This is a genomic window from Acuticoccus sediminis, assembly GCF_003258595.1.
Lineage (GTDB): Bacteria > Pseudomonadota > Alphaproteobacteria > Rhizobiales > Amorphaceae > Acuticoccus > Acuticoccus sediminis.
Window position 1 is genome coordinate 57,668 of the sequence record NZ_QHHQ01000009.1, and the last position, 24,254, is coordinate 81,921.

The following is a 24,254-nucleotide window of genomic DNA, read 5'->3' on the forward strand; positions in this document are numbered from 1 at the left end:
ATTGAGCATGGTTTGCGGGTTTCGCGAGCAGCGACTCGGGACGTGGAAGGGACGCTGTGAGCGACGAGACGACGGCGCGGTCCAAACCCTCCGGCAACGACATTTCCACGACGTTCGCCAAGGGCTTGCGCGTCCTGAAGGCGTTCGAGACCGGCACCGCCCCGCTGACCCTCGCCGAGATCGCCCGCCTCGCCGAGCTCGACCGGGCGACGAGCCGCCGCCTCGTCCTGACGCTCGCCCACCTCGGCTACGTGCGCCAGAGCGGGCGCGGCTTCACCCTGACGCCCAAGATCCTGCTGCTGGCCGGCGGCTTCCTGCACAGCCGCCAGTTCACCAAGCGCGTCGTGCCCGTGCTCAACCAGCACTCGAAGGCCATCGGCGTGCCGATCTACCTCGCGGTGCGCGACGGGTTCGACGCGGTCTACCTCGCCCACGCCGGCCTCGAGGAGGGCAACATCAGCTACGGCTTCAGCGTCGGCAGCCGCCTGCCGCTGCTGCAGACCGGGATCGGCCGCGCGCTGCTGGTGTCGGAGGCGCCCGAGGTGGCGCGGGAGCTGGTTTCGGACGCCCCGCTCGACGCCTACACCGAGCATAGCATCACCGACCGCGCCGAGGTCGCGCGCCTCGTCGAGGAGGCGCGGGCGACGGGCTACGTCTACAGCGACGGCGAGTTCGAGGCGGGCGTGGTGGCCGTCGCCATGCCGCTGCCGCGCGCGGAGACCATGGGAGCGGCGATCGGCATGTCCTACGCCCGCGACCGGTTCGAGGACGGGGCCTACCTGACGCGCGTCGTCGAGGCGCTGCGCGGCTGCCGCCAGTCGCTGGACGGCATCGCCGAGCGGCTCTGACCTCCGGCCGGCGCGGCCCTCGCGGCACCGCCGCCGATCTTGTGCCCGGCGCGGCACCGCCGCCGATCTTGTGCCCGGCGCGGCCGGATTCTACCATCGCCGCGAGGCCCCAGCGGCCCACGCTCTTGATGCCGGATGCGGAACAACTGCCCTTGAATCCTGTAAAAGACGGCTGGCGCGTCGGGGTCCTCTTCTCCCAGAGCGGCACCACCGTCGTCACCGAAACCGAGCACCTGCGCGGCACCGAGCTCGCCATCACCGAGATCAACGCCGCCGGCGGCGTCCTCGGCCGCCCCATCGTGCCCATCGTCTACGACCCGGGCGCCCGCAACGCCGACTACCTCGCGCTTGCCCGCCGGATGCTCGCCGAGGACGAGATCGACATCATCTTCGGCTGCTCCATGTCGGCGAGCCGCAAGACGGTGCTGCCCATCGTCGAGCGGCACAACGGCCTCCTCTTCTACCCCTCGATGTACGAGGGGTTCGAGTATTGCGAGAACGTCCTCTACTGCGGCGCGACGGTGAACCAGACGTGCCTGCCGCTCGCGGACTTCCTGCTGAAGCACTACGGCGGCCGCATCTACTTCGTCGGCTCGGACTACGTGTTCCCGCGCGAATCCAACCGCATCATGCAGGAGCTGATCGAGGCGCGCGGCGGCGAGGTGGTGGGCGAGACCTACGTGCCGCTGGAGACCGGGACCGAGGCGCTCGAGGACCTCATCCCGAAGATCCGCACCGCGGCGCCGGACGCGGTCTTCTCCACCATCATCGGCAAGCCCGCCCAGGCCTTCTACGGCCTCTACCACGAGGCGGGCTTCGACCGGGCGCGCCACCCGATCGCCAGCCTCACCATGGCCGAGACGGAGATGGCGACCATCGGCATCGAGAAGTGCGCCGGCCACATCCTCGCCGCCACCTACTTCCAGACCATCGACAGCGACGTGAACCGCGCCTTCGTCGCCGCCTTCAAGGACCGCTTCGGCGGCGACGCGACGACCAGCACCTGGTCCGAGGTCGCCTACATGCAGGTCCACCTCTTCGCCCGGGCGCTGGAGCGCGTCGGCAGCGCCGATCCGCGCCGCATCGCGCTCGACCCGCTCGGCGACGAGTTCGACACGCCCGAGGGGCGCGTGCGCGTGGACGCCGACACGCGCCATCTCTGGCTGACGCCGCGCATCGGCATCGCCCGCCCCGACGGGCTGTTCGACATCGCCTGGGAGAGCCGCGTCGCGATCCGCCCGGACCCCTACCTCGCCGCCACGCGGATCGAGGAACCGGCCCTGGAGTCGTGGGTCTGATGGCGTGTCCGGACCTGCCGGCGGCCGGGAGCGGGGGCGTCCGCCCGGTGGAGGCACGGCGATGAAGGGGGCGCGCCGGATCCTCGACGAGCTGCGCCGGGCACGCGTCCTCCTCATCCACCCTCGGGACGAGGAGGGGGAGCTGCTCGCCGCCCACCTCAAGCGCCTCGGCTGCGCCGTCAGCCACGCCTGGCCGCCGCCCGCCACGCTGCCCGAGGGCGTCGACACCGTGCTCGTCTCGGTCGACGACGCGGCGGTCGGCGACATGGTGCAGCTCCTCGGCGCGCACGACGTCGCCGTCATCGCCATCGTCACCTACGAGAGCCCGACGACGCTCGTGTCGATCTACGACCTCAACGCCCACGGGGTGATGAGCAAGCCGCTGCGTCCGCTCGGCATCCTCACCCAGTTCACCCTCGCCCGGTACCGCCACCGCACGGAGGGTCGGCTCAACGGCAAGATCCGCAAGCTGGAGGAGACGCTGAAGGGCCGCCGCATGGTGGACCGTGCCATCCGTCTGCTGATGGACGAGCAGGGCATGAACGAGGACGCCGCCTACCGCCTCCTGCGCGACCAGGCGACGGCAGAGCGCATCCCCCTCAGCTCCATCGCCGAGGAGATCGTCACCGCCTACGAGACGATGGCGCGCATGGGCCTCAACCGCGCCCGCGTGCCCGCGCCGAAAGAATAGGCAAGGTAGGCAGATTCTGGCTCCCTCTTGGGCTTGAGTATCGGCCCGGGGCGTGTCAGCTTCCGGGCAGAAGAGCAGTATTGCTCGGCGGCAAGGTTGCCGTCTGACATCCCGGCTACGTAGCCCCTGATCTGCGGTGCAAACCGTGGCAGGGGCTTTTTTGCGTTTGGAGACCATCATGCCCCCAGACAGCGGCCCCGGCCGCTATACGGTCGCGTGCGTCCAGTTCGAGCCCGTCATCGGCGATCGCGCGGGCAACCTCGCGAAGATCGAGGCGAAGGTGCGCGCCGCACACGCGGCCGGCGCGAGCCTCGTCGTGCTCCCCGAGCTCGCCGACAGCGGCTACGTGTTCGACAGCGCCGAGGAGCTCGCCCGCCTCGCCGGCCCGGTCCCGGACGGGGAGAGCGCGGCGCGGCTCGTCGCGCTCGCCCGGGAGCTCGGCATCCACATCGTCTCCGGCCTCGCCGAGGCGGCGGACGGACACTTCTACAACGCGGCGATGCTGACCGGGCCGGACGGCTACATCGGCACCTACCGCAAGCTTCACCTGTGGTTCCGCGAGACGCTCTTCTTCGCGAAGGGCGACCTCGGCCTGCCGGTGTTCGACACGCCCCTCGGCCGGATCGGCATGGCCGTCTGCTACGACGGGTGGTTCCCGGAGACCTTCCGCACCCTCGCGGACGCGGGCGCCGACCTCGTCGCGATCCCCACCAACTGGGTGCCGATGCCGGCCCAGGACCCGAAGGCCGAGGCGATGGCGAACACGCTGCACAAGGCCGCCGCCCACTCCAACGGCCTCTACATCGCCTGCGCCGACCGCGTCGGCGTCGAGCGCGACCAGCCCTTCATCGGCCAGAGCCTCATCGTCGGACCCGACGGCTGGCCGCTCGCCGGCCCGGCCGACCGGAGCCGCGAGGAGACCCTCCTCGCCGAGGTGGACATCGGCGGCATCGCCACCGTCCGACAGCTCAACCAGTACAACCACGTCCACGCCGACCGCCGGCGCGACGTGTACCGCTGACCGGCCCCCGCGCCGGACCGACACGACATTCTTCATGCTGAGAGGAGAGATGCCATGACCAGCACTAGGTGCCACAGCGCCAGGTTCCTGGGACTACTCGCGGCCACCGTCCTTGCCGGAACGGTCGCCGCCCAGGCCGCGGACCCGATCAAGATCGGCGTGCCGGTGGGCCTGTCGGGCGCCAACAGCGTCGTCGCCCCCTCCGTCGTCCAGGCCGCCGAGCTCGCGGTCGAGGAGATCAACGCGGCGGGCGGCGTCCTCGGCCGGCCGCTTGAGCTGGTGGTGGCGGACGACGGGTCGGGCGCGGTCGGCGCGCAGAAGGCCTTCGACGCCCTCGTCTTCCGCGACGAGGTGGACGTCCTCATCTCGATGGAGACGAGCGCGGCGCGCAACGCCGGCCTGCCGATCGTCCAGCGCGGGCGGATCCCCTACATCTACACCTCGTTCTATGAGGGCCGCTCCTGCAATCCCTTCCTCTACGTCAACGCCTGGGTGCCCGAGCAGCAGGTGCCGCCGGTGGTGGACTACCTGAAGAAGGAAGGCGCGACGAAGTACTTCCTCGTCGGCTCCGACTACGCCTTCGGCCGCGGCATGCTCGAGTTCGCCGGCAAATACATCGGCGAGACCGGCGGCGAGGTCGTCGGCGAGGAGTACCTGCCGATGGACGGGACCGACTGGACCGCCATCATCTCCCAGCTGAAGAAGTCCGGCGCCGACGCGCTGATCACCTCCACCGCCGGCGGCGCCCCCAACGTGACGCTGACCAAGCAGCTTCGCGGCGCAGGCGTCACCATCCCCTACGCCAACCTCGCGGTGGACGAGGGCACGGCCAAGTCCATGGGCGGCGACGCCGAGGGCATCCTCATCTCCGCCTCGTACATCACCGGCATCGACAGCCCCGAGAACAAGGCGTTCCTCGAGGCGATGGACGCGAAGTTCGGCGAGGACCTGCGCACCCCGAACGACCTCTCGGTGCCGCAGTACGAGGGCGTGTACCTCTACAAGGCGGCCGTCGAGAAGGCCGGTTCGACCGACCCGCGCGACGTCCTCAAGGCGCTCGGCGAGGTCTCCTTCACGGGTCCGCGCGGCACCATCGAGATGTCCAAGCAGCACCATGCGCCGCTGACGATGTATCTCGGCGAGGTGCAGGCCGACGGCTCGGTGAAGGTGGTCGAGGCGTTCGAGAACGTCGACCCCGGCGAGCAGTGCCCGGATCTCTGATCCGACCACCCGACGCGCCCGGCGCCGGCCGACGGCGACGGGCGGCGGACGACCGCGACGAGTGCCGGCGGGGCCCTGCGGCTCCGCCGGCCCCCACCGCCTCCACCAGCGGAGCCACACCATGACCCTCCTCCTCGACGCCGTGACGACCTCGGCCGTCCTCTTCATCGTCGCGACGGGCCTGCTGACGATCTTCGGTGTCCTCAAGATCATCAACTTCGCCCACGGCGCGTGGCTCACGGTCGGCGGCTACTGCGCGGTCGCGACGGCGCAGATGGGCCTCAACCCCTGGGTGGCGCTGCCCATCGCCTTCGTCGCCGGCAGCGTCCTCGGCCTGCTGACGGAGCGGTTGATCGTCCGCCCACTCTATTCCCGCCCGCTCGACGCCATCCTCGCGACCTGGGGCCTCGGCATCGTCATCGGCCAGCTGATCACGCTCACCTTCGGCCGCGACGTGCAGTTCACCGCGAGCCTCATCCCCGGGACGGTCGACGTCCTCGGCACCTCATACTCGGCCTACCGCCTGTTCGCGCTGGTCGCCGCGGTGCTCCTCGGTCTCGGCTTCGCATGGCTGATGGAAGGCACCCGCCTCGGCCTCTCCGCCCGCGCCGTCATCATGAACGAGACGCTGGCGCGGATCCTCGGGCTCGACACCTCGAAGATCCGCACCGTGACCTTCATGATCGGCACTGGCCTCGCCGGCCTCGCCGGCGTGCTGCTGACGCCGCTCACCAGCGTCGACCCCAACATGGGCGTCGCCTGGCTCGTCGGCTCCTTCATGCTGGTGATGGTGGCGGGGCAGTCGTTCGGCGCGCTCGCGCTCGCCTGCCTGCTGCTCGGCGGCGCGCAGGTGGTCGTCTCCACCTACGTCAGCCCCATCCTCGGCGGCATCACCGTCGCCGTCCTCGCCGCCTTCATCCTCCGCCTCTCGCCGAAAGGGTTCTCCCGTGCCTGATGCCGTCATGACCGGTGCGGCGCCCGCGGTCCGGCGGCGCCGCGGCCTGGTGCTCCTCGCCCTCGCGATCGTCGCCTGCGCGGTGATGCTCCTCGCCCCGGCCGTCCTCGACCGCTTCTCGCTCAACGTGCTGACGCGCTCGATGATCTTCGCGATGCTGGCGATCACGGTGGACCTCCTGTGGGGCTTCACCGGCATCCTCACCTTCGGGCAGGCCGCCTTCTTCGGGATCGGCGCCTACGCCACGGCGATGATCCTCACGCACGTCGGCGATTCCGCGCCCTACCTCGCCCTCGGCCTGCTCGCGGCGGTGGTGCTGCCGATGATCGTCGGCGCGGCGGTCGGCTGGCTGACCTTCTACCCCGGCTCCTCGGCCTTCTACGCGACGATCATCTCGCTGGTGGTGCCGATCGTCGTCACCCAGCTCATCTACTCCGGCGGCACGTGGACCGGCTCGTCCTCCGGCCTCGTCGGCTACTGGGGCATGCCGCTGTCGCTGGAGGGCTACTTCCGCCTCGTCGGCGTCGTCCTGGTGGTGATCACCTTCGCCGCCCTCGTCTTCGTCCGCTCCGACGCGGGCCGGCTCCTCACCGCCATCCGCAACAACGAGACGCGCTGCGCCTACCTCGGCCTCAACACCCAGCGCATCAAGATCCTGCTGACGGCGGCGCTCGCGGGCGTCACCGGCATCGCCGGCTTCCTCTACGCCAACGCCTCCGGGGTGGTGGCGCCGGAGAACGCCGGCTTCGTCTTCGGCACCGAGCTCGTCGTGTGGACGGCGCTCGGCGGGCGCGGGACGATCGTCGGCCCGGTGCTCGGCGCGGTCGGCATCGGCTACCTCTCGGCGGAGCTCTCCGGGGACCTTCCGTTCCTGTGGCAGCTCCTCATCGGGTCGCTCTTCGTCCTCGTCATCATCGTCATGCCGAACGGCCTCGCCGCGCTCGCGGCGCCGCTGAAGGCCTGGCGCCGCGCGGCCCCGGTGCCGGCGCTCGTCGCCGTGCCGACCGCCCCGCGCGAGCGGACCGGCACCGCGCCGCTTCTGGTGATGGAGCAGGTCGCCAAGTCCTACGGCAGCCAGAAGGTGCTCGACGACGTGACCCTCACCGTGGAGCCGGGCGAGCTCGTCAGCCTCGTCGGCCCGAACGGCGCCGGCAAGACGACGCTGATGCGCTGCATGACCGACGGCTCGGCCGCCAGCGGCGGGACCGTGAAGATCAACGGCACCTCCATCGCCGGCATGCTGCCGGACGAGATCGTCGCCCGCGGCATCGGCCGCAAGTTCCAGGTCGCCAGCGTGTTCGAGGACCTCAACGTCGCCGAGTGCCTGCGGATGGCGAGAGCCTCCCACCACGCGCCGAGCCTCGTCACCGCGTCCGACACGCTGGGCCTGCCGCAGTCGGCGATCGACATCCTGCGCCTCACCGGCCTCGACCGGATGCTGGCGACGCCGGTCTCCCTCCTGTCGCACGGCCAGAAGCAGAGCCTGGAGCTTGCCATGGTCGTCGCCCTGGAGCCCGAGCTGATCCTGCTCGACGAGCCGACCGCCGGCCTCACCAAGACCGAGCGGACCACCATCGGCACCGTCCTCAGGACGCTGACCGCCGAGCGCGGGATGGCCGCCATCCTCGTCGAGCACGACCTCGACTTCGTGCGCGAGATCTCGAGCCGGATCGTCGTGCTCCACCAGGGCCGCCTCGTCGTCGACGGCACCGTGGAAGAGGCCGTCAACGCCGACATCGTGAAGAAGATCTACTCCGGAGGCGGCCATGACTGACGTGCTCGACCGGCCCGCGGCGACGACCGCCAAGCTCGCGCTCGAGGACATCACCTCGGGCTACGGCAACGTCGAGATCATCAAGTCGCTCTCGCTCGGCGTGCGCCCCGGCGAGATCTTCGCCCTCATGGGCAAGAACGGCATGGGCAAGACGACGCTCCTGAAAACGATCGTCGGCCTCCTCCCGGCGCGACGCGGCCGCATCCTCCTCGACGGCGCGGACGTGACGAAGAAGGGGCCGAAGACGATGGCGGACGCGGGCGTCGCCTACGCCCCGCAGGAGCAGCCGCTCTTCCAGGACCTTTCGATCCGCGACAACCTCCGCCTCGCCCTGCGCTCCGACCGGGCGCTCGCCGAGGGGCTGGAGCGCGTCTACGGCCACTTCCCGTTCCTCGCGGACCGACTGGCACAGAAGGCGGGCACGCTCTCGGGCGGCGAGCAGAAGATGCTGATCATCGCCCGCGCCATGATGACGGCGCCGAAGCTCCTCCTCATCGACGAGATCTCCGAGGGGCTCCAGCCCACCGTCATCGAGCGGATCGCCGCCGCGCTGCGGGACGAGCGGGCCAACGGCACCACCGTCCTCATCGTCGAGCAGCACCTCGCCTTCGCCCTGTCGATCGCCGACCGCTGGGCGGTGATGAAGCTCGGCCAGATCGACGACGCCGGCGAGATCGGCCCCGACACGGAGGCGCGCATGCTGGAGCACCTGCGGATCTGACGCCGCCCGGTCGGCACGGTGCGCGCCATTCCGCCGCGGCGCGGTTCCGGCGCCGCGATGTTGCACGCTTGCCCGCTTCCGCAGCCGTCGCGCCTCCGTCCCGGCCGCAGCCGCCGCGCGCCCCTATCCACGCCCCCCCTCAGTCGGCCATCGTGACGGCGGAGAGATACGATGATTCCCTGCCTCGGCCGCACCACCGGGCGAGCAGGTCGCCAGACCGTCCGCCCGGAATGCGGTCGGTCGGGCCGGGGGGCATCGAACAATGGAGAGCGGGGCGGAATGGGCACTTTGACGCGCAACTGGACAACGGCATGGCGGCGGGCGGGCCGCGCCTTGGTTGTCACGATGGTCTCGCTGACCCTCTTCGGCGGCGTCACCGCCCGCGCCCAGAGCCCCGACGCCCTCACCGAGACCTACCGGGACTGGACCGTCCGGTGCAGCACGACCGACGGCGACGAGCGCCGCTGCTGGATGGTGCAGCGCCTCAACCGCACCGGCACCGAGGAACGCATCCTCCAGGTCGAGCTGGCGGTGTCGGGCGATACCTCCACGATGGTGTTCCTGCTCCCCTTCGGCATCCTCTTCTCGCCGGGCGTGAAGGTCGCGATCGACGAGGAGGCGGCGCGCACGCTGGCCTTCCGCACCTGCTACCCCTCCGGCTGCATCGTGCAGGAATCGCCGACCGACGCCGTGCTGAGCGCCATGCGGCGCGGTCAGGCGATGACCGTCGGACTGGTGGTGGCGCAGAACGAGGCCGCGCTGAACCTCAGCGTCTCCCTCGCCGGCTTCTCGGCCGCCTACAACAGGCTCTCCGAACTCTCCGCCGGCTGACCGGCGCCGCACCCGGCGGCTCCCCACCCCTCGGGCGGGGGCACCCGGGGGCGGATCACGCTCGTACTCATTCGGATCAACCCGCGCTTCCGGGCCATCGCTCCGGGCCATCGCGCGGCAAGCGGCGCGCGCCGGCCGCCGGGCGCCGCCTTGTCAGGCCGGGGACCGGCCTCTACAGGTTATCCGAATGACTGTGGCCCGGGGGAACCGGGAGCATCGCCGCGCCGGTCCGCGCGGAGGACGGGTGGAGCGGCGATGGCGAAGCTGGCACGCGGGCAGTGGCAGGCGGTCGAGGAGGCCCTCGCGAAGGACATCGCGGGCGGCGCCTTCGGCGACACCATGCAGCTCCCGACCGAGGCGGCGATGATGGAGCGCTTCGGCGTCGGCCGCCACAGCGTGCGCCGCGCCGTCGCCGAGCTCGAACGGCGCGGCCTGGTCGACGTCCGCCACGGCAAGGGGGTCTTCGTGCGGACGGGGCGGCTCGACTACCGCCTGTCCAACCGTACGCGCTTCTCGCAGAACCTCCTCGGTCAGGGCCGCGAGCCCTCCGGCCAGGCCCTGCGCGAGGAGGAGATCAACGTGCCCGGCCACGTCGCCGAGGCGCTGCGCCTGCCGCCCGGCGAGCGCGTGTATCACATCGTGCGCCGCGGCCTCGCCGACGACGAGGTGGTGAACTACTCCAACGCCTACTACCCGGTGCGCCGCTTTCCCGGCCTCAACGAGGCCCGCCGCGCCGGCCGCGGCACGACGGCCGTCCTCGCCGAGTACGGCGTGGCGGACTACATCCGCCTGCGCACCGACCTCGTCGTGCGCATGCCCTCGGCCGAGGAGGCGCGCCAGCTCGACCAGCCCCGCACCGTCCCCGTCATCGTCACCAAGAAGGTCGACGTCGACATGCGGGGCGTGCCCATCAGCTACTCCGAGACGGCGTGGGCGAGCGAGCGCGTCCAGTTCTCGATCGACAACACTGCCGAGCTGCTCGACGCCCTCGCCGCCGCCGGCACGGCCGAGGCGGCGGAGCCGCCCGCTGCGCCGTCCGGGCCGCGGGTCAGGGTGCCGCGCGAGTCCTGACGGCGGCCCGGTGACGGCGGCCCGACGAGCGCGCGCCGTCAGAGGGCGAGGGCCGGCGCTCCCTGCGGCGCGACGGCGAGCGTGCCGTCGCCGTAGACCATCCGCCCGGCGCTGAAGGTGGCGCGCAGGCGCGGCCGCGGCGCGTGGTCGGCGACCACGAGGTCCGCCCTCAGCCCCGGCGCGATGGCGCCCCGGTCGTGAAGCCCCGCGGCGCGGGCCGGGTTGAGGCTGGTGAGCGCCGCCGCCTCCGGCAGCCCGCCCCGCAGGTCCGCCAGCAGGAGGATGGACGGCAGGATCGCCGGCGGGTGGTAGTCCGCGGCGAGGATGTCGAGCATCCCCATCTCGTAGAGCTCGCGGGCCGAGAGGTTGCCCGAGTAGGAGACGCCGCGCAGCGCGTTCGGCGCCCCCATCGCCGTCCACATCCCCCGCCGCTTGGCCTCGCGCGCGGCCTCGATCGTGACCGGAAACTCGCTGATCCCGGCGCCGAAGTCGCGCATCAGCGCCACCTTGTCGGCCGTGTCGTCGTCGTGCGAGGCGATGGCGATGCCGTGCTCGGCGGCGATCGCGGTCATCGCGGTGATCGTCGCCGTCGTGGTGCCGGCGGCGGCGAGACCGTCGGAGATGCGCTTCCTGACCTGCGTGTGCGCGTTCTCGACCGAGATGCCGCGCGCGTTCGCCATGAACGCGGCGTACTTCTCGATGTCGCGGTACTGGCCCTGCCCCGGGGTGTGGTCCATCAGCGAGACGAGGTCGACCGCGCCGCGCCGCATGAGGTCCTGCACCACCTCCGCCGCGCGCGGGAACGTCACCTCGAAGCGGGCGTGGATGCGGTGGTCGACCAGCAGTTCGTCCCGCATGCCGACGATCGCCTCGATGATGCCGCGCGTCGTCTCCTCGGTGCGCACCTTGCCGGTGATGGGCGAGTTGGGGCTGAAGGAGAGCGAGGCGTAGGCCGTCGTCACGCCCGTCGCGGCGAGCTTCTTGTCGTGCTCCAGGATGGAGAGCTCGAGCGGCATCCTGACGCCGGGCCGCGGCTCCACCTCGCGCTCCACCATGTCGCCGTGGATGTCGATGAAGCCGGGCATCAGGAGCCGGCCGCCGCCACGGATCGCGGCCTCGGCGACAGGACCCTCGCGCACCTCGGCGATCCGCCCGTCCTCGATGCGCACGGCCCCGTTCGGGACCACGCGATCGGGGAGGACGAGGTCGAACTCACTCAGCCACATCGTCAGCCTCTTCGTGTTCGCGGCGTCGCTCCAGCCGGACGTCGCGGTCCACCAGGGGCGCGACGTCCTCGGGATGGTGGAAAACGCCGATCATCGCAACGCCTGCGGACTTCATGCTCGCGAGGCGCTCGACGAGGGCGGCGCGGGCCGTCCGGTCGAGCGAGGCGGTCGGCTCGTCGAGGAGGAGCAGCCGGGGCGGGTGGACCAGCGCGCGCGCAAGGTTCACCTTCTGCTGCTCCCCGCCCGAGAAGGTGGACGGATAGGCCGGCCACAGCGCCCGCTTAAGGCCGAAGGCCCCCAGCATGCGCCGCGCCTCCCGCCGCGCCTCCTCGCGGTCGCTGCCGGCGAGGAGGAGCGGTTCGGCGACCAGCTCCTCCGCCGAGACGCGCGGGCGGGCGTTGAGGAACTGCGTCACGAAGCCGATCTCGCCCTTGCGCAGCTCGACGATGTCGACGTCGGCGGCGCGGGCGAGGTCGATGGACCGCCCGTCGGCCATGGTGAACACCGCCGAGCCCGCGCCGGGCAGGCAGGAGCGGTAGATCGTCCGCAGCAGCGTCGACTTCCCGGCCCCGTTCTCCCCCGTCAGCAGCAGGAACTCCCCGGCGCCGAGGGTGAAGGTGACGTCCGCGAACCCCGGCAGCAGGCGGCCGAGGTGATGCATCGTGAACGTCTTCGCGAGTCCCGCGACCGCGAGGACCGTGCCGGCCGGGGCAGGCGAGGGGGACCGGGCCGTGCCCCGGTCGTGGGTCATGTCGATGCTCATAGCTTCGCGTGCACGAGTTGCTGGGTGTAGGCGTGCTGGGGATCCTGGAACACCTGATCGGCGAGGCCCGCTTCGACGACCTCGCCATGCCGCATCACCATGACACGGTCCGCCATCGTGCGTATGACACCGAGGTCATGGCTGACGAGGACCATGGTGATCCGCCGTTCGCGCTGCAGCCGCTTCAGGGTGTCGAGCACCAGCGCCTGGACGCTGACGTCGAGGCCGGTGGTCGGCTCGTCGAGGAGCAGCAGCGTCGGCTCCAGGGCGATCGCCTTGGCGAGCTGCACGCGCTGCTGCATCCCGCCCGACAGCTCCACCGGCGGCCGGTCCATCCGTGCGATCGGGAAGTCCGAGGCGATGAGCGCGTCCTTCGCCCGCCGCCGCAGCTCGCCGAACCGCCGCTCCCCCGCGATCACCAGCCGCTCGGCGACGTTGCCGCTGGAGGAGTGGCGCATGCGCAGCCCGGCGTGCGGGTTCTGGTAGACGATGCCGATCTCGCGCGCCCGCAGCATCCGTCGCTCGTAGCGGTCGAGTGTGAAGAGATCGGTGCCGCGGTGGGTGGGGATGTCCAGCGTGTAGCGGCCTGCGTCCGGCTCCTCCTCGAGGTTCATGGCGCGCAGGAGGGTCGACTTGCCGGAGCCGGATTCGCCGACGATCCCCAGCACCTCGCCCGCGTAGACCGAGACGTCGACGCCCTTGAGCGCCTCGACGTCGCCGTAGCGCCTGGCGACGCCCGTCATCGCGAGGAGGGGGGCGGCGGTGACGAGGGCCGGCGGCTCCCGCTGCGGCATGGCCATGGTGAGGCTCATCGCGCCATGCTCCCGTTCCTGTAATAGGTATCGCCGAGCGTCACCGGGGCGCCCTCGCGCTTCTGGATGTGCTTGGTGGCGAAGTGGCTGTCGGACATCTCGTGGAGCGACGCCCCGCCCGCCTGCGGCAGCTCGTTGAGGAAGTAGCCCGTCACGCCGCTGCGCCCGCAGGGGATGCCGGCGTGGTCCTCCACCCGGTAGGCGATGTCGTCGAAGACGAGCGGCACGACGTCGGTGTGCGGCGGCACCGCGTAGATGCGCTTCTCCCGCCCCGCCGAGAGGATCGTCAGGTTCTCCGCCTGGTGCAGCTTCGGCACGTCCCAGCGCGGGATCGGCGAGGGGCTCATGACGTGGCGGCCGTTGACGAGGCTCGGGTAGCTCGCGCCCTGCATGATGCGGCCCGAGCGCACGATCTGCTCGTAGAGCTTCAGCCAGAGGAGGCCGTAGTCGGCGTCCGCGTGGCGGTAGCGCGCCTCCGAGATATCGGGCTCCACCGAGCGCAGCGGCTCCGGGTCGGGAACCTGAAGCACGAGGATCTGGTCCGCCCGCAGCGTCTCCTCCGGGATCCGGTGGCGGGACTGGATGAGCGTCGCCTCGGTGGTGTCGAGCGTCTCGCCCGCGCCGCCGACGCGGCGCAGGAACTTGCGGATCGAGGCGGCGTTGACCGAGTCGTCCGCGCCCTGGTCGATGACCTTCACGACGGCCGACGGCTTTAGGAGCGTCAGCGTCACCTGCAGGCCGCCGGTGCCCCAGCCGCGCGCCATCGGCACCTCGCGGCTGGCGTACGGCACCTGGTAGCCGGGGACGGCGATGGCCTTCAGCGTGCGGCGGCGGATCTCGCGCTTCGCCGACTCGTCGAGGAAGCCGTAGTTGAAGGGCCGCCATGGCCTGGTGAGGGTGGACAGGCTCACGACAGCGCCTCCTCGATCTCGGCCCCGGACATCCTGTCCGCCTTCGGCCTGGCCTTCGCCCGGGCGGCGCGGCGGTCGCGGTCGGCGTTGGCGCCGCGCAGGGCGTCGAGGCTCGACTGGAACGTGACGTAGTGCGGCATCTTGAAGTGGATGCAGAAGCCCGACGCCTCGGTGGGTTCGGTGTGGTAGAGGACGAACTCCTCGTCGGCGGCGGCGAAGGCGCTTTGCTCCTCCATCGAGAGGTCGAGGGTCGCGCCGGCGATGGTCTTCACCTCGTTCCAGCCGAACGTCGCGCAGAAGCCGAGCTTCAGCGTGTCCGCCCTCGGGTCCTTCGACACCATCTCCGTCTCGCTGACGCGCACGCGCCCGGCGCTGAAGACCGTGCCGCGCGGGTGGCGCAGACGCACCTCCGCCTCGCCGAGCCGCAGGTCGTTGACGGCGGGGTGGACGGGGCCGTAGCCGCGCTGGTTGGCGTAGCCGAGGGCCAGCATGCCGCCGGTGTCGCCGCGCGCCAGCGTCTGGAGCCGGTGCGCCCGGGGCGGCGGAAAGAGGAGCCCGTCGCGCGTCACGTCGGGAATGTCGTCGAGCGGGACCTTCGCGGCGCGCTCGGGCGCGACGAGGCCCTGCTCGCGCTGCCAGTCGGCGAGCGCCGGCTGCGTGGCAGGCGCGGAGGTCCTGCCGGGGGTGACGGGCTCCGGCACGTCCGTCTCGCCGGCGAGGACGCCGACTTTCAGGAGGCGGTGCGAGTAGTCGAGCGTCGGTCCGAGGATCTGCCCGCCGGGAATGTCCTTGAACGCGGCGGAGATGCGGCGGACGGTGAGGATGTCGCGGTGGGTGACCGGCTCGGCGGTCCACAGGCGCGGCTGCGTCGTGCGGTAGGCGCGCAGGAGCAGCACCGCCTCGTAGAGCTCGCCGCCCGTCTGCGCCAGCGCCAGCGCCGCGAGGTCCGGCTCGTAGAGCGAGGCTTCGCCCATCACGCGGTCGACGAGGTAGGGGAGCGCCCGGCGCACCTCGGCGATGCGCCCTGCCGTGAGGGGGCCGAGGTCGTCGCGGTAGAGGCGCTCGGCCTGCGCGATCGCCTCCTCGCCGCCGCGGGTCGCTGCGTAGGCCATCAGATCACCTCGATGCGGGTGGAGCGGGGAAGGCCGACGACCTCGTCCTCGGCGACGAGGTAGAGGTCGAAGCCCAGCGGGTAGCGGATCGCCCTCGCGCGCGCGGCCCAGAACGACGGGTGGACGCCGCCGACCGGGAGGCGGACGGTGCCGCGGATGCCGGGCCCGCCGAGCCGCAGCGCCGTCCCGCCGCCGCCGAACGTTGCGGGCGCGAAGACGGTGGCAGCGCGGTCCGGGTAGAGCGGATCGCCGACCGACGCCGTCGCCGCCCGCGCCGCGTCCGCCTCGCCGGCGAGGGAGGTGAAGACGAACTCCGCCGTCTCGAGGGGCGCCGCGCGGGCGCCGGTCGCGGCGAGGGCCGCGGCCATCGTCCCGTCGCCGGCGTGAACCGTCGTCTCGCGGTCGAGGAGGCTGGCGGCCAGCGGCAGAAGGCCCGGCTCGGCGAGACGCTGGCGCGTGCCGGGGCGGGCGAGCGCCCACATCAGCGACTCGAACGCCTCACTCATTCGAATGTCTTCGGGGGTCGGGGTGACGAGTGCGTCCATCAGAAGGCCTCCATCTCGACGCGAGTCGCCTCGACCTTGGCGAGCCGGGCGGTGTCCTCCGCCGCGTGGCGCGCCGCCTCCCCGGCGACGAAGTCGTGGACGGAGCGCGGCGCGCGGCCGGCCGCGAGCGCGGCGTCGACCACCGCCATCGCCATCGCCCGCTCCAGGTCGCGGCCGACGACGGCGCCGTACCCCTCGACACCGTCGCCGAGCCGGATGTGCGCCTCCGCGACCAGCACCTCGCCGAGATGGAACAGCGTTCCCGTCACGCTGTCCTCGCGCGGCAGCATGGCGAGGCCCGTCCGGCTCGCCAACACCTCGATGTCGCCGAGGTCCTCCAGCAGCGCTTCGGCGACGCGCTTGAGCGCGCCCGGTTCGGCGCGGGCGAGGGTGCCGAGCGTGTGCGCGTCGGGGCATGCTGGGCCCGCCGCACCGGTGGCGGATCCTCCGAGGTCGTTCCCACTCACTGTCCGTCCCCCTCCGTCGGGCGCGCCGCAGACGGCACGCAGTGTCATCCGTACTTCTACTATGTCATTCGAATAAGTTCTGCCATAGGGAGGCGACAGTATGATGACGGCGCGTGCGATTCCCCGCCGCCCCCGTGCGGCTCGACGGCGCCTCGCCCGTCCGCGGCGTCCGCCGCGAGTGGCCGGCGCGGCCCTCCGTCGGGTCGTGGCACCTCGTCACGGCGCCGGTTCCCATCGGCGGGCGTTCGGGCGATCCTGCCGCGCGGAGGCGGGGCGCCGGGGGCACGGCACTACCGAAAGGTGTGCCGCCGGGGCCGGATGGCCCGTGTCCTGCTTCACACCAGAAACGACCGCCTTGCCTCGCCTGTCGCGCGCCGGCTGACGGGGCGGGGCAAAGAGAGGATACCCGAATGACCCGCCGCGACTTCAACGCCGGCCGATCCGCCGTCTATTCCCAGAATGGAGCAGCCGCGACCGCCCACCCCCTCGCGACACTTACCGCGATCGACGTGCTGCGCTCCGGTGGCAACGCCGTCGACGCGGCGATCGCCGCGATGGCCCAGCTCTGCGTGATCGAGCCCCACTCGACCGGACTCGGCGGCGACTGCTTCGCGATCTACTGGAAGGCCGGCAGCCCGCGGCCCATCGGCCTCAACGCCTCCGGGCGCGCCCCGAAGGCCGCGACGCTCGACTGGTACCGCGAGGCGGGCATCGCCGAGATCCAGGTCGAGACGCCCCATGCCGTGACCGTCCCCGGCGCCGTCGACGGCTGGTGCCGCCTCGTCGAGGACCACGGCACGAAGTCCATCGAGGAGCTGCTGCAGCCGGCGATCAAGTCGGCGGAGGATGGCTTCCTCCTCGCCCCGCGGGTTGCGCACGACTGGGCCAGGCTCGCCGGCAAGCTCGCGCTCGATCCCTACACCAAGGCCCGCTTCCTGCCCGGCGGCAAGGCGCCGAGGGCCGGCGACCGCCACGTGCAGCCGGAGCTCGCCGAAACGCTCCGCCGGGTGGGCAGGGAAGGCCGCAAGGGCTTCTACGAGGGCCCCGTCGCCGAGGACATCGTCGGCCGCCTCAAGACGCTGGGCGGCCTCCACACCCTGGAGGACTTCGCCACCAACACGCCGACCTACGTCGACCCGATCAGCGTCAACTACCGCGGCTACGACGTCTACGAGATCCCGCCCGCCGGGCAGGGCATCGTGGCTCTCATCATGCTCAACATCCTCTCCGGCTACGCCTACGGGGATCCGGGCTACAGCGAGGCCGACCGCATCCACCTCCTCGCGGAGGCCGCCAAGGCCGCGTACGCCCGCCGCAACGCGCTGATCGGCGACCCGGCCTTCGTCGACGTGCCGACCGACCACCTTCTCTCCGCCGCCGAGGCCGATCGCATCCGCGCCGACATCGACCTGAAGCGCGCCAGGGAACCGGCCCCGGTCGAGCCGATGATGCACTCCGACACGACCTACCTCACCGTGGTCGACAAGGACCGCAACGCGATCTCGTTCATCAACTCGCTGTTCTCCGGGTTCGGCTCCGGCATCATGGGGCCGCAGAGCGGCGTCATGCTGCAGAACCGCGGCACCAGCTTCCGCCTGATCGACGGGCACCCGAACGTCATCGAGCCCGGCAAGCGGCCGATGCACACGATCATCCCGGCGATGCTCGGCGAGGGAGACCGGATGGTGATGCCGTTCGGCGTCATGGGCGGGCACTACCAGCCCGTCGGCCACTCCACCGTCGTCACCGGCATGCTCGACCTCGCCCTCGACCCGCAGGACGCGCTCGCCGCCCCGCGCTCCTTCGCCTTCGACGGCGAGCTGCGCCTCGAGGCGACGATCTCCGACGAGGTCGCCGCCGATCTTGCCGCCCGCGGCCACAAGGTCGTGCGCCAGGACCCGGTCGGCGGCGGCCAGGCCATCTGGTTCGACCATGATCGCGACGTCCTCATCGCCGGATCCGAGCCGCGCAAGGACGGCTGTGCCCTTGCGTATTGATCGCCCTGCCGGGACGCGCGAGACGGCAGCCGCCGCGGGCCGGGCGGACATCGGGGGGCGGCTCCGATGTCCGTGATCGAGGAGGCACCCGCGATCGCAGGGGCCGCCGCCACGGCGGCCCCGGTCCTCGCCATCGACGGGCTGAAGACGCAGTTCTTCACCCGCGACGGCATCGTGCGGGCCGTCGACGGCGTCTCGTTCGACGTGCGCCGCGGCGAGACCGTCGGCGTCGTCGGCGAATCGGGCAGCGGCAAGAGCGTGACCGCGCTGTCGATCATGCGCCTCCTCTCCAAGCGGACGGGGCGCATCGTGGACGGCACGATCCGCCTCGGCGCGGAGGACATCGTCGGCGCCTCCGAGCCGCGCATGCGACAGATCCGCGGCAAGGTCGCCTCGATGATCTTCCAGGAGCCGATGACGAGCCTCAACCCGGTGCTCAAGATCGGCTACCAGATCACCGAGACGATCCGCGTGCACGAGGGGCTCGGCCGCGCCGAGGCCCGCAGGCGCGCCGTCGAGATGCTGCGTCTCGTGCGCATCCCCGAGCCGGAGCGGCGCATCGCGCAGTACCCGTTCGAGCTCTCCGGCGGCATGCGCCAGCGCGTCATGATCGCCATGGCGCTTGCCTGCAACCCGCAGCTCCTCATCGCCGACGAGGCGACGACCGCCCTCGACGTCACCATCCAGGCGCAGATCCTCCAGCTCATCCTGGAGCTGCGCCAGAAGCTCGGCATGGCGGTCATCATGATCACCCACGACCTCGGCGTCGTCGCCGAGACGTGCGACCGCCTCGTCGTCATGTACGCCGGCAAGGTCGTCGAGCGCGGCACCGTGCGGGAGGTGTTCCGCCGGCCGCTGCACCCGTACACGAAGGGGCTCCTCGCCTCGATCCCGCGGCTGCCGCAGAAGGGCGCCGTGCCGAAGGGCCGGCGGGGCAAGCTCGTGGAGCTGCCGGGCTTCGTGCCGTCGCTGCGCGACGTGCCGGCCGGCTGCCGCTTCGCCCCGCGCTGCGCCCTCGCGACCGACCGCTGCCGTGCGGAGGAACCTCCGCTCATGGAGATGGTCCCCGGCCGCCTGACCGCCTGCTTCGAGGCGCACCGCCTGATGGAGGGCGCCGATGCCTGATCCACGTCCGCTCGTGGTCGACCGGCTGACCAAGCACTATCCGGTGCGCCGCGGCCTCTTCAACAGCGAGGTCGCCAAGGTCCATGCCGTCGACGGCGTCAGCTTCGAGCTGGGTCACGCCGAGACGCTCGGCCTCGTCGGCGAGAGCGGCTGCGGCAAGTCCACCGTGGGCCGCTGCATCCTGCGTCTCGTCGAGCCGACGGACGGGACGATCGCGCTCGGCGGGACCGACATCACCCACCTCGACCGCCACGCGATGCGCCCGCACCGCCAGCGCCTGCAGGCGATCTTCCAGGACCCGTATTCGTCGCTCAACCAGCGCATGAAGGCGGGGGACATCGTCGCCGAGCCGCTCGTGAACTTCGGCCAGCGCCCCACCCGCGACTATATCGGCGACCTGCTGGAGAAGGTCGGCCTGCGGCGGGAACAGATGGACCACTACCCGCACGAGTTCTCCGGCGGCCAGCGCCAGCGCCTCGTCATCGCCAAGGCCCTCGCCCTCGAGCCCTCGGTGATCGTCTGCGACGAGGCGGTGTCGGCGCTCGACGTGTCGGTCCAGGCGCAGGTCATCAACCTGCTGACCGAGCTGCAGGAGCGGCACAGGATCGCCTACCTGTTCATCGCCCACGATCTCGCGGTGGTGGAGCACATCAGCCACCGCATCGCGGTGATGTACCTGGGGCAGATCGTCGAGCTGGCGGAAAAGCGCGACCTCTTCGAGGAGCCGCTCCACCCGTATACCCGGGCCCTTCTCGAGGCCGTGCCGATCCCGGACCCCGAGGTGGAGCGGGACAAGACGATCATCTCCGGCGACGTCCCGAGCCCGGTCTCCCCGCCGTCAGGGTGCCGCTTCCACACCCGCTGCCCGCACGCCTTCGACCGCTGCCGGAGCGAGCCGCCCGCCTACCGAGAGGTGAAGGCCGGACACTTCGCGGCCTGCCACCTCAACGACTGAGGGGGCGTCGTCAGGGCGGCGCCGGGGGCATCGTCCCCGCATGGCCGGCGGAGGGGCAGGCGCGAGGGTGTTCCTCCCTCGCGCTCGCGCCGCCCGTCGCCCGTCGGGAGGGACGGCGCGGCGGTGCCCGGACCGCCGCTCCGGGGCGTCAGCGCAGGCCGCGCTGCATCTGCGGGTCGAGGCGGTCGCGCAGGCCGTCGCCCATGATGTTCACCGCCAGCACGGTCACGGCGAGGAAGATGCTCGGGAAGAGCACCGCGCCCGGCGCCACCGTGAACAGCGACCGTCCCTCGGCGACGATGTTGCCCCAGCTCGGGATCTCCGGCGGCGTGCCCGCGCCGAGGAAGCTGAGGTACGCCTCCGAGATGATCGACGAGGCGGCGATGTAGGTCGCCTGCACGATCAGCGGGTTGATCGTCGTCGGCAGGATGTGGCGTGTCAGCAGCGGCAGGTCCTTCGCCCCCGCCGCGACCGCCGCCTCGACGAAGGGCTGCTCCCGCACGCTCATCACGATGCCCCGCACCAGACGGCTGACCCGCGGGATCTCGGGGATCGTGATCGCGATGATGATGTTGCGGATCGACGAGCCCGCCAGCGCCATGAAGGCGATCGCCAGCAGCACCGACGGGATCGCCATGAGCCCGTCCATCACCCGCATCACCACCACGTCGACCCACCGCACCAGTCCGGCGGCGAGGCCGATGGCGAGGCCGATCGCCGTCGCGACCGCGGCCACCGACAGGCCCACCATCAGCGAGACGCGGCTGCCGTAGATGACGCGCGAGAAGATGTCCCGTCCCATCATGTCGGTGCCGAAGGGGTGGTCCGCGGTCGGCCCCTTCAGGCGGTTGACGACGTCTAGCGCGATCGGGTCGTAGCGCGTGATGAGCGGCGCGAAGATCGCCATCGCGCCGAGCAGGGCGAGGATCGCCCCGCCCACCACGAGCGTGGGGTTGCGCCGCGTGAAGGTCCAGCCCCGGGCGAGGAGGTTCGGCGTCGCCGGCGCTGCGGCCGTGGACAGGGTCGTCATGCTCACGGGCCGGTCCTCAGTTCTGGTAGCGGATGCGCGGGTCGAACAGCGAGTAGCTGAGGTCCACCGCGAGGTTGATGAGGACGTAGACGACCGTGAAGATGAGCAGGACGCCCTGGATCACCGGGTAGTCCTTGCGCACGATCGCATCGACCGTGAGCCGGCCGATGCCCGGCAGCGCGAACACCGTCTCCGTCACCACCACGCCGCTGATGAGGAGGGCGACGCCGAGGCCGATCGTGGTGACGATCGGGATCGCCGCGTTCTTCAGCGCGTGGATGAGCAGGATCGGCGCGGTGGCGAGACCCTTGGCGCGGGCGGTGCGCACGTAGTCCTGGTTCAGCACCTCGATGACGCTGGCGCGCGTCATGCGGGCGATCAGCGCCACGTAGATCATCCCGAGCGACAGGGTCGGCAGGACGAGGCTGCGCACGAACGGGACGATGCCGTCGCGGTAGCTCGCGTAGCCCTGCACCGGCAGGAGCTGGAGCTTCAGCGCGAACACGAAGATGAGGATGTAGCCGAGCACGAAGACCGGCAGCGAGAAGCCGGTGACCGCGACCATCATCACCGCGCGGTCGACGAAGCTCCCGGCCTTCCACGCCGCGAGCACGCCGATCGGCACGCCGATCAGGACCGCGAACGAGATCGTCGACAGCGTCAGCGCGAGCGTCGGCTCGACGCGCTGCAGGATCAGCTCGCTCACCTGCCGGTCGTTGTAGATCGAGCTGCCGAGGTCGCCCTGCAGCACGTCCCAGATCCAGGTACCGAACTGGACGTAGAGCGGCCGGTCGAGACCGAGGTCCTGGCGGATGCGCTCGATGTGCTCCGGCTGGGCGAAGTCGCCGGCGATCACCGCGGCGGGGTCGCTCGGCCCGAGGTGGAGCAGGAGGAAGATCAGCACCGCCACGACGAAGAGGACGGGGATCGTGGCGAGGAGACGCCGGACGGCGTAGGCAAGCATGGTGGGCCTCGGAGCGATCGGGCCCTGCGGACCCTTGGGGTGACGGGCGGTCCGGTCAGGAACCGCTGTGCGGCCGCCTCGGAGTGCTGCGGGCCGTCGCGGCGCCGCTCGAGCGGAAGGCCGTCCCTCCGGCGGGGCCGAGGCGGTCGGATCGTGCGGCCGGAACGGCCGCGACCCTCCGCCACCGTGCGGCGGCGGGGGGCCGGATGGCGATGCGGGCGGGTCGCCGCCGGGTCAGTCGACCGACACGTTCCAGAAGCCGAGCACGGCGCCCTTCACGACGCCCGACACGTTCGAGCGCCAGGCGGACGGCATCTGGTACTGGCCGAGCATCACGAACGGGGCGTAGTCCATCATCTCGACCTGGAGCTCGTCCATGATCTCGGCGCGCTTCTCGGGATCGGGCTCCTTGCCCCAGGCGATGCGCAGCTCCTCGATCTTCTCGTTGCTGGGCCAGCCGAACCAGGCGGTCTCGCCGGCCGCGATGCCGAGGTGGGTCACGGGCGAGGCCGAGCCGACGCCGGTGCGGGTGTGGAAGATCGACCAGCCGCCGTTGGACGGCTCGTTCTTCGATGCCCGCCGCGAGGTGAGCGTCGCCCAGTCCATCGCCTGCAGCTCGACGTTGACGCCGAGCTCGCGGAGCTTGGCGGCGGTGATCAGCGCCGCCGGGCCGGACGGGTGGTCGGTCGGGTGCATGACGACCACGGTCTCGCCGTCATAGGCCTTGTCCATCAGCTCCTTGGCCTTGGCCATGTCGCCCTTGACCATGATCTCGGCGTTGCCGGCGCTCGTCTCGCCCGGCGTGTTGCACATCATCAGCGAGGCGCAGGTCTGCCAGTACTTCGGGTTGCCGACCATGGCGGTCATGTACTCGGTCTGGTCGACCATGTACTGCAGCGCCTGGCGGGCCTCCTTCTTGTCGAACGGCGGGTAGAGGTGGTTCGGGCGCAGGATGATGATGAGCCCGAACGGGTCCTGCGTGTCGACGGCGACGTCGGGGTTGGCCTCCAGCACCGGAACGAGGTCGACCGGCGGCGCCTCCCAGTAGTCGACCTCGCCGTTCATCAGCGCGGCCATCGCCGTGCCGGGGTCCGGCAGGTAGAGCCACTCGACGCGGTCGACCTTGGCGACCTTGCCGCCGGCGGCGCCGCTCGGCGGCTCGTCACGCGGCACGTAGTCCTCGAACTTGTCGTAGACGACGCGGTTGCCGGGGACCCACTCCGCCTCGTTGAACACGAACGGACCGGAGCCGATGTAGCTCTTCACCTGCTCGAACGGGTCGGTCTCGGCGACCGCCTTCGGCATGATGAACGGGCCGGTGAGCGAGGCCAGCGTGTCGAGCACAAGGCCGTAGGGCTCGGAGAGCTTCAGCTCGAAGGTGTCCTCGTCGACGGGGGACAGCGATTCGGTCACGCCCTGAAGGGCCCCGCCGCCGTTGTCGCGCGCCTCCCAGCGCACGATCGAGGCGACCGCGTCCTCGGCCGTCACCGGCGAGCCGTCGTGGAACTTCAGCCCGTCGCGCAGCGTGAAGGTGTAGGTGAGGCCGTCGTCGCTGACCGAGTAGTCGCCCACCATCTGCGGCTGCGGATTGAGGTCGACGTCGTAGCTGAACAGCGTGTCGTAGATCATGTAGGCGTGGTGCTGCGTGATCATCGCAGTGGTCCACACCGGGTCGAGGTTGCGCAGGTCGGCGTAGGGCACGACACGCAGAACCGACTGCGCCTGCGCCGCCGTGACCGACATCGTTGCGCCTGCCGCCAGCAGCATGGCGGCAAGGGTGGACCTTGCGAGTTGAGCTTTCAGCATAGACGTCGTCCTGTTCGTGGGCGTTCGAAGGGCCGTGCGGCAGGCGGGACCTGTCGGCACAAGGGCGGCGGTGCCTGATCGCTGCGTGGAGGCGCTGTCGGTTCGACCAA

The 24,254-nt window shown here is 71.3% G+C and carries 23 protein-coding genes; 13 read left to right on the plus strand and 10 right to left on the minus strand.

Annotated features, from left to right (window positions below):
- Nucleotides 1-56 precede the first annotated feature (56 nt).
- From DLJ53_RS29180 to phnF, 10 genes are all read left to right on the plus strand, one after another.
- Nucleotides 57-848, plus strand: coding sequence for an IclR family transcriptional regulator (locus DLJ53_RS29180; RefSeq protein ID WP_111351767.1), 792 nt, complete (start codon nt 57-59; stop codon nt 846-848).
- 152 nt (nt 849-1,000) lie between these two features.
- Complete coding sequence (locus tag DLJ53_RS29185; RefSeq protein ID WP_244935187.1) at nt 1,001-2,146, plus strand: transporter substrate-binding domain-containing protein; 1,146 nt, start codon at nt 1,001-1,003, stop codon at nt 2,144-2,146.
- A 61-nt stretch (nt 2,147-2,207) separates the two neighbouring features.
- Nucleotides 2,208-2,837 carry an ANTAR domain-containing response regulator gene (locus tag DLJ53_RS29190; protein ID WP_111351769.1) on the plus strand — a complete coding sequence of 210 codons (630 nt, stop codon included), beginning with the start codon at nt 2,208-2,210 and terminating at the stop codon, nt 2,835-2,837.
- Nucleotides 2,838-3,015: 178 nt separating this feature from the next.
- Nucleotides 3,016-3,858 carry a nitrilase family protein gene (locus DLJ53_RS29195; RefSeq protein ID WP_111351770.1) on the plus strand — a complete coding sequence of 281 codons (843 nt, stop codon included), beginning with the start codon at nt 3,016-3,018 and terminating at the stop codon, nt 3,856-3,858.
- A 54-nt stretch (nt 3,859-3,912) separates the two neighbouring features.
- On the plus strand, nt 3,913-5,079 hold the full coding sequence (locus DLJ53_RS29200; RefSeq protein ID WP_111351771.1) for a substrate-binding protein: 1,167 nt from the start codon (nt 3,913-3,915) through the stop codon (nt 5,077-5,079).
- A gap of 121 nt (nt 5,080-5,200) precedes the next feature.
- Complete coding sequence (locus DLJ53_RS29205) at nt 5,201-6,034, plus strand: branched-chain amino acid ABC transporter permease (RefSeq protein WP_111351772.1); 834 nt, start codon at nt 5,201-5,203, stop codon at nt 6,032-6,034.
- A gap of 7 nt (nt 6,035-6,041) precedes the next feature.
- A complete protein-coding gene (locus DLJ53_RS29210; protein WP_111351773.1) occupies nt 6,042-7,808 on the plus strand; it encodes a branched-chain amino acid ABC transporter ATP-binding protein/permease in 1,767 nt (588 codons plus the stop codon).
- Entirely contained in the window at nt 7,801-8,529 is a 729-nt protein-coding gene (locus DLJ53_RS29215; RefSeq protein WP_111351774.1) for an ABC transporter ATP-binding protein, read from the plus strand. The genes DLJ53_RS29210 and DLJ53_RS29215 overlap by 8 nt, the downstream gene beginning before the upstream one ends.
- Before the next feature lie 279 nt (nt 8,530-8,808).
- A complete protein-coding gene (locus DLJ53_RS29220) occupies nt 8,809-9,360 on the plus strand; it encodes an invasion associated locus B family protein (RefSeq protein ID WP_162409667.1) in 552 nt (183 codons plus the stop codon).
- A gap of 255 nt (nt 9,361-9,615) precedes the next feature.
- Complete coding sequence (gene phnF, locus DLJ53_RS29225; RefSeq protein WP_111351776.1) at nt 9,616-10,431, plus strand: phosphonate metabolism transcriptional regulator PhnF; 816 nt, start codon at nt 9,616-9,618, stop codon at nt 10,429-10,431.
- 38 nt (nt 10,432-10,469) lie between these two features.
- Here phnF and DLJ53_RS29230 read toward each other — a convergent pair whose 3' ends face one another.
- Genes DLJ53_RS29230 through phnG form a run of 7 tightly spaced genes read right to left on the minus strand, consistent with a single transcriptional unit; the run spans nt 10,470 to nt 16,267 of the window.
- Nucleotides 10,470-11,657: an alpha-D-ribose 1-methylphosphonate 5-triphosphate diphosphatase gene (locus DLJ53_RS29230; RefSeq protein WP_111351777.1), complete on the minus strand. Its 1,188-nt coding sequence runs from the start codon at nt 11,655-11,657 to the stop codon at nt 10,470-10,472.
- Nucleotides 11,644-12,408, minus strand: coding sequence for a phosphonate C-P lyase system protein PhnL (locus DLJ53_RS29235; protein ID WP_211100701.1), 765 nt, complete (start codon nt 12,406-12,408; stop codon nt 11,644-11,646). The genes DLJ53_RS29230 and DLJ53_RS29235 overlap by 14 nt, the downstream gene beginning before the upstream one ends.
- Nucleotides 12,409-12,416: 8 nt before the next feature.
- Complete coding sequence (locus DLJ53_RS29240; RefSeq protein WP_111351778.1) at nt 12,417-13,232, minus strand: ATP-binding cassette domain-containing protein; 816 nt, start codon at nt 13,230-13,232, stop codon at nt 12,417-12,419.
- On the minus strand, nt 13,229-14,143 hold the full coding sequence (locus tag DLJ53_RS29245; protein ID WP_111351779.1) for an alpha-D-ribose 1-methylphosphonate 5-phosphate C-P-lyase PhnJ: 915 nt from the start codon (nt 14,141-14,143) through the stop codon (nt 13,229-13,231). The genes DLJ53_RS29240 and DLJ53_RS29245 overlap by 4 nt, the downstream gene beginning before the upstream one ends.
- A complete protein-coding gene (locus tag DLJ53_RS29250; RefSeq protein WP_111351780.1) occupies nt 14,140-15,255 on the minus strand; it encodes a carbon-phosphorus lyase complex subunit PhnI in 1,116 nt (371 codons plus the stop codon). Before DLJ53_RS29250 ends, DLJ53_RS29245 begins: the two co-directional genes overlap by 4 nt.
- Nucleotides 15,255-15,800 (minus strand): phosphonate C-P lyase system protein PhnH, encoded by a 546-nt coding sequence (phnH, locus tag DLJ53_RS29255; RefSeq protein ID WP_202913419.1) that lies wholly within the window; start codon nt 15,798-15,800, stop codon nt 15,255-15,257. The genes DLJ53_RS29250 and phnH overlap by 1 nt, the downstream gene beginning before the upstream one ends.
- Nucleotides 15,800-16,267, minus strand: a complete 468-nt coding sequence (phnG, locus tag DLJ53_RS29260) for a phosphonate C-P lyase system protein PhnG (RefSeq protein ID WP_244935188.1) — start codon at nt 16,265-16,267, stop codon at nt 15,800-15,802. Before phnG ends, phnH begins: the two co-directional genes overlap by 1 nt.
- 410 nt (nt 16,268-16,677) lie before the next feature.
- Here phnG and ggt point away from each other — a divergent pair, with 410 nt between their 5' ends.
- From ggt to DLJ53_RS29275, 3 genes are all read left to right on the plus strand, one after another.
- The gene (ggt, locus tag DLJ53_RS29265; RefSeq protein ID WP_111351782.1) at nt 16,678-18,264 is read left to right on the plus strand and encodes a gamma-glutamyltransferase; all 1,587 of its coding nucleotides are present in this window, start codon (nt 16,678-16,680) and stop codon (nt 18,262-18,264) included.
- Between the two features lie 66 nt (nt 18,265-18,330).
- On the plus strand, nt 18,331-19,389 hold the full coding sequence (locus tag DLJ53_RS29270; protein ID WP_111351783.1) for an ABC transporter ATP-binding protein: 1,059 nt from the start codon (nt 18,331-18,333) through the stop codon (nt 19,387-19,389).
- Nucleotides 19,382-20,344: an ABC transporter ATP-binding protein gene (locus DLJ53_RS29275; protein ID WP_111351784.1), complete on the plus strand. Its 963-nt coding sequence runs from the start codon at nt 19,382-19,384 to the stop codon at nt 20,342-20,344. The genes DLJ53_RS29270 and DLJ53_RS29275 overlap by 8 nt, the downstream gene beginning before the upstream one ends.
- Nucleotides 20,345-20,492: 148 nt before the next feature.
- Here the strand turns inward: DLJ53_RS29275 and DLJ53_RS29280 are convergent, their stop codons facing one another.
- The 3 genes from DLJ53_RS29280 to DLJ53_RS29290 all read right to left on the minus strand — a co-directional run bounded on the left by DLJ53_RS29280 (nt 20,493) and on the right by DLJ53_RS29290 (nt 24,144).
- Nucleotides 20,493-21,374, minus strand: coding sequence for an ABC transporter permease (locus DLJ53_RS29280; protein ID WP_111351785.1), 882 nt, complete (start codon nt 21,372-21,374; stop codon nt 20,493-20,495).
- A 16-nt stretch (nt 21,375-21,390) separates the two neighbouring features.
- The gene (locus tag DLJ53_RS29285) at nt 21,391-22,338 is read right to left on the minus strand and encodes an ABC transporter permease (RefSeq protein ID WP_111351787.1); all 948 of its coding nucleotides are present in this window, start codon (nt 22,336-22,338) and stop codon (nt 21,391-21,393) included.
- 234 nt (nt 22,339-22,572) lie between these two features.
- Nucleotides 22,573-24,144: an ABC transporter substrate-binding protein gene (locus tag DLJ53_RS29290; RefSeq protein ID WP_111351788.1), complete on the minus strand. Its 1,572-nt coding sequence runs from the start codon at nt 24,142-24,144 to the stop codon at nt 22,573-22,575.
- Nucleotides 24,145-24,254 lie beyond the last annotated feature (110 nt).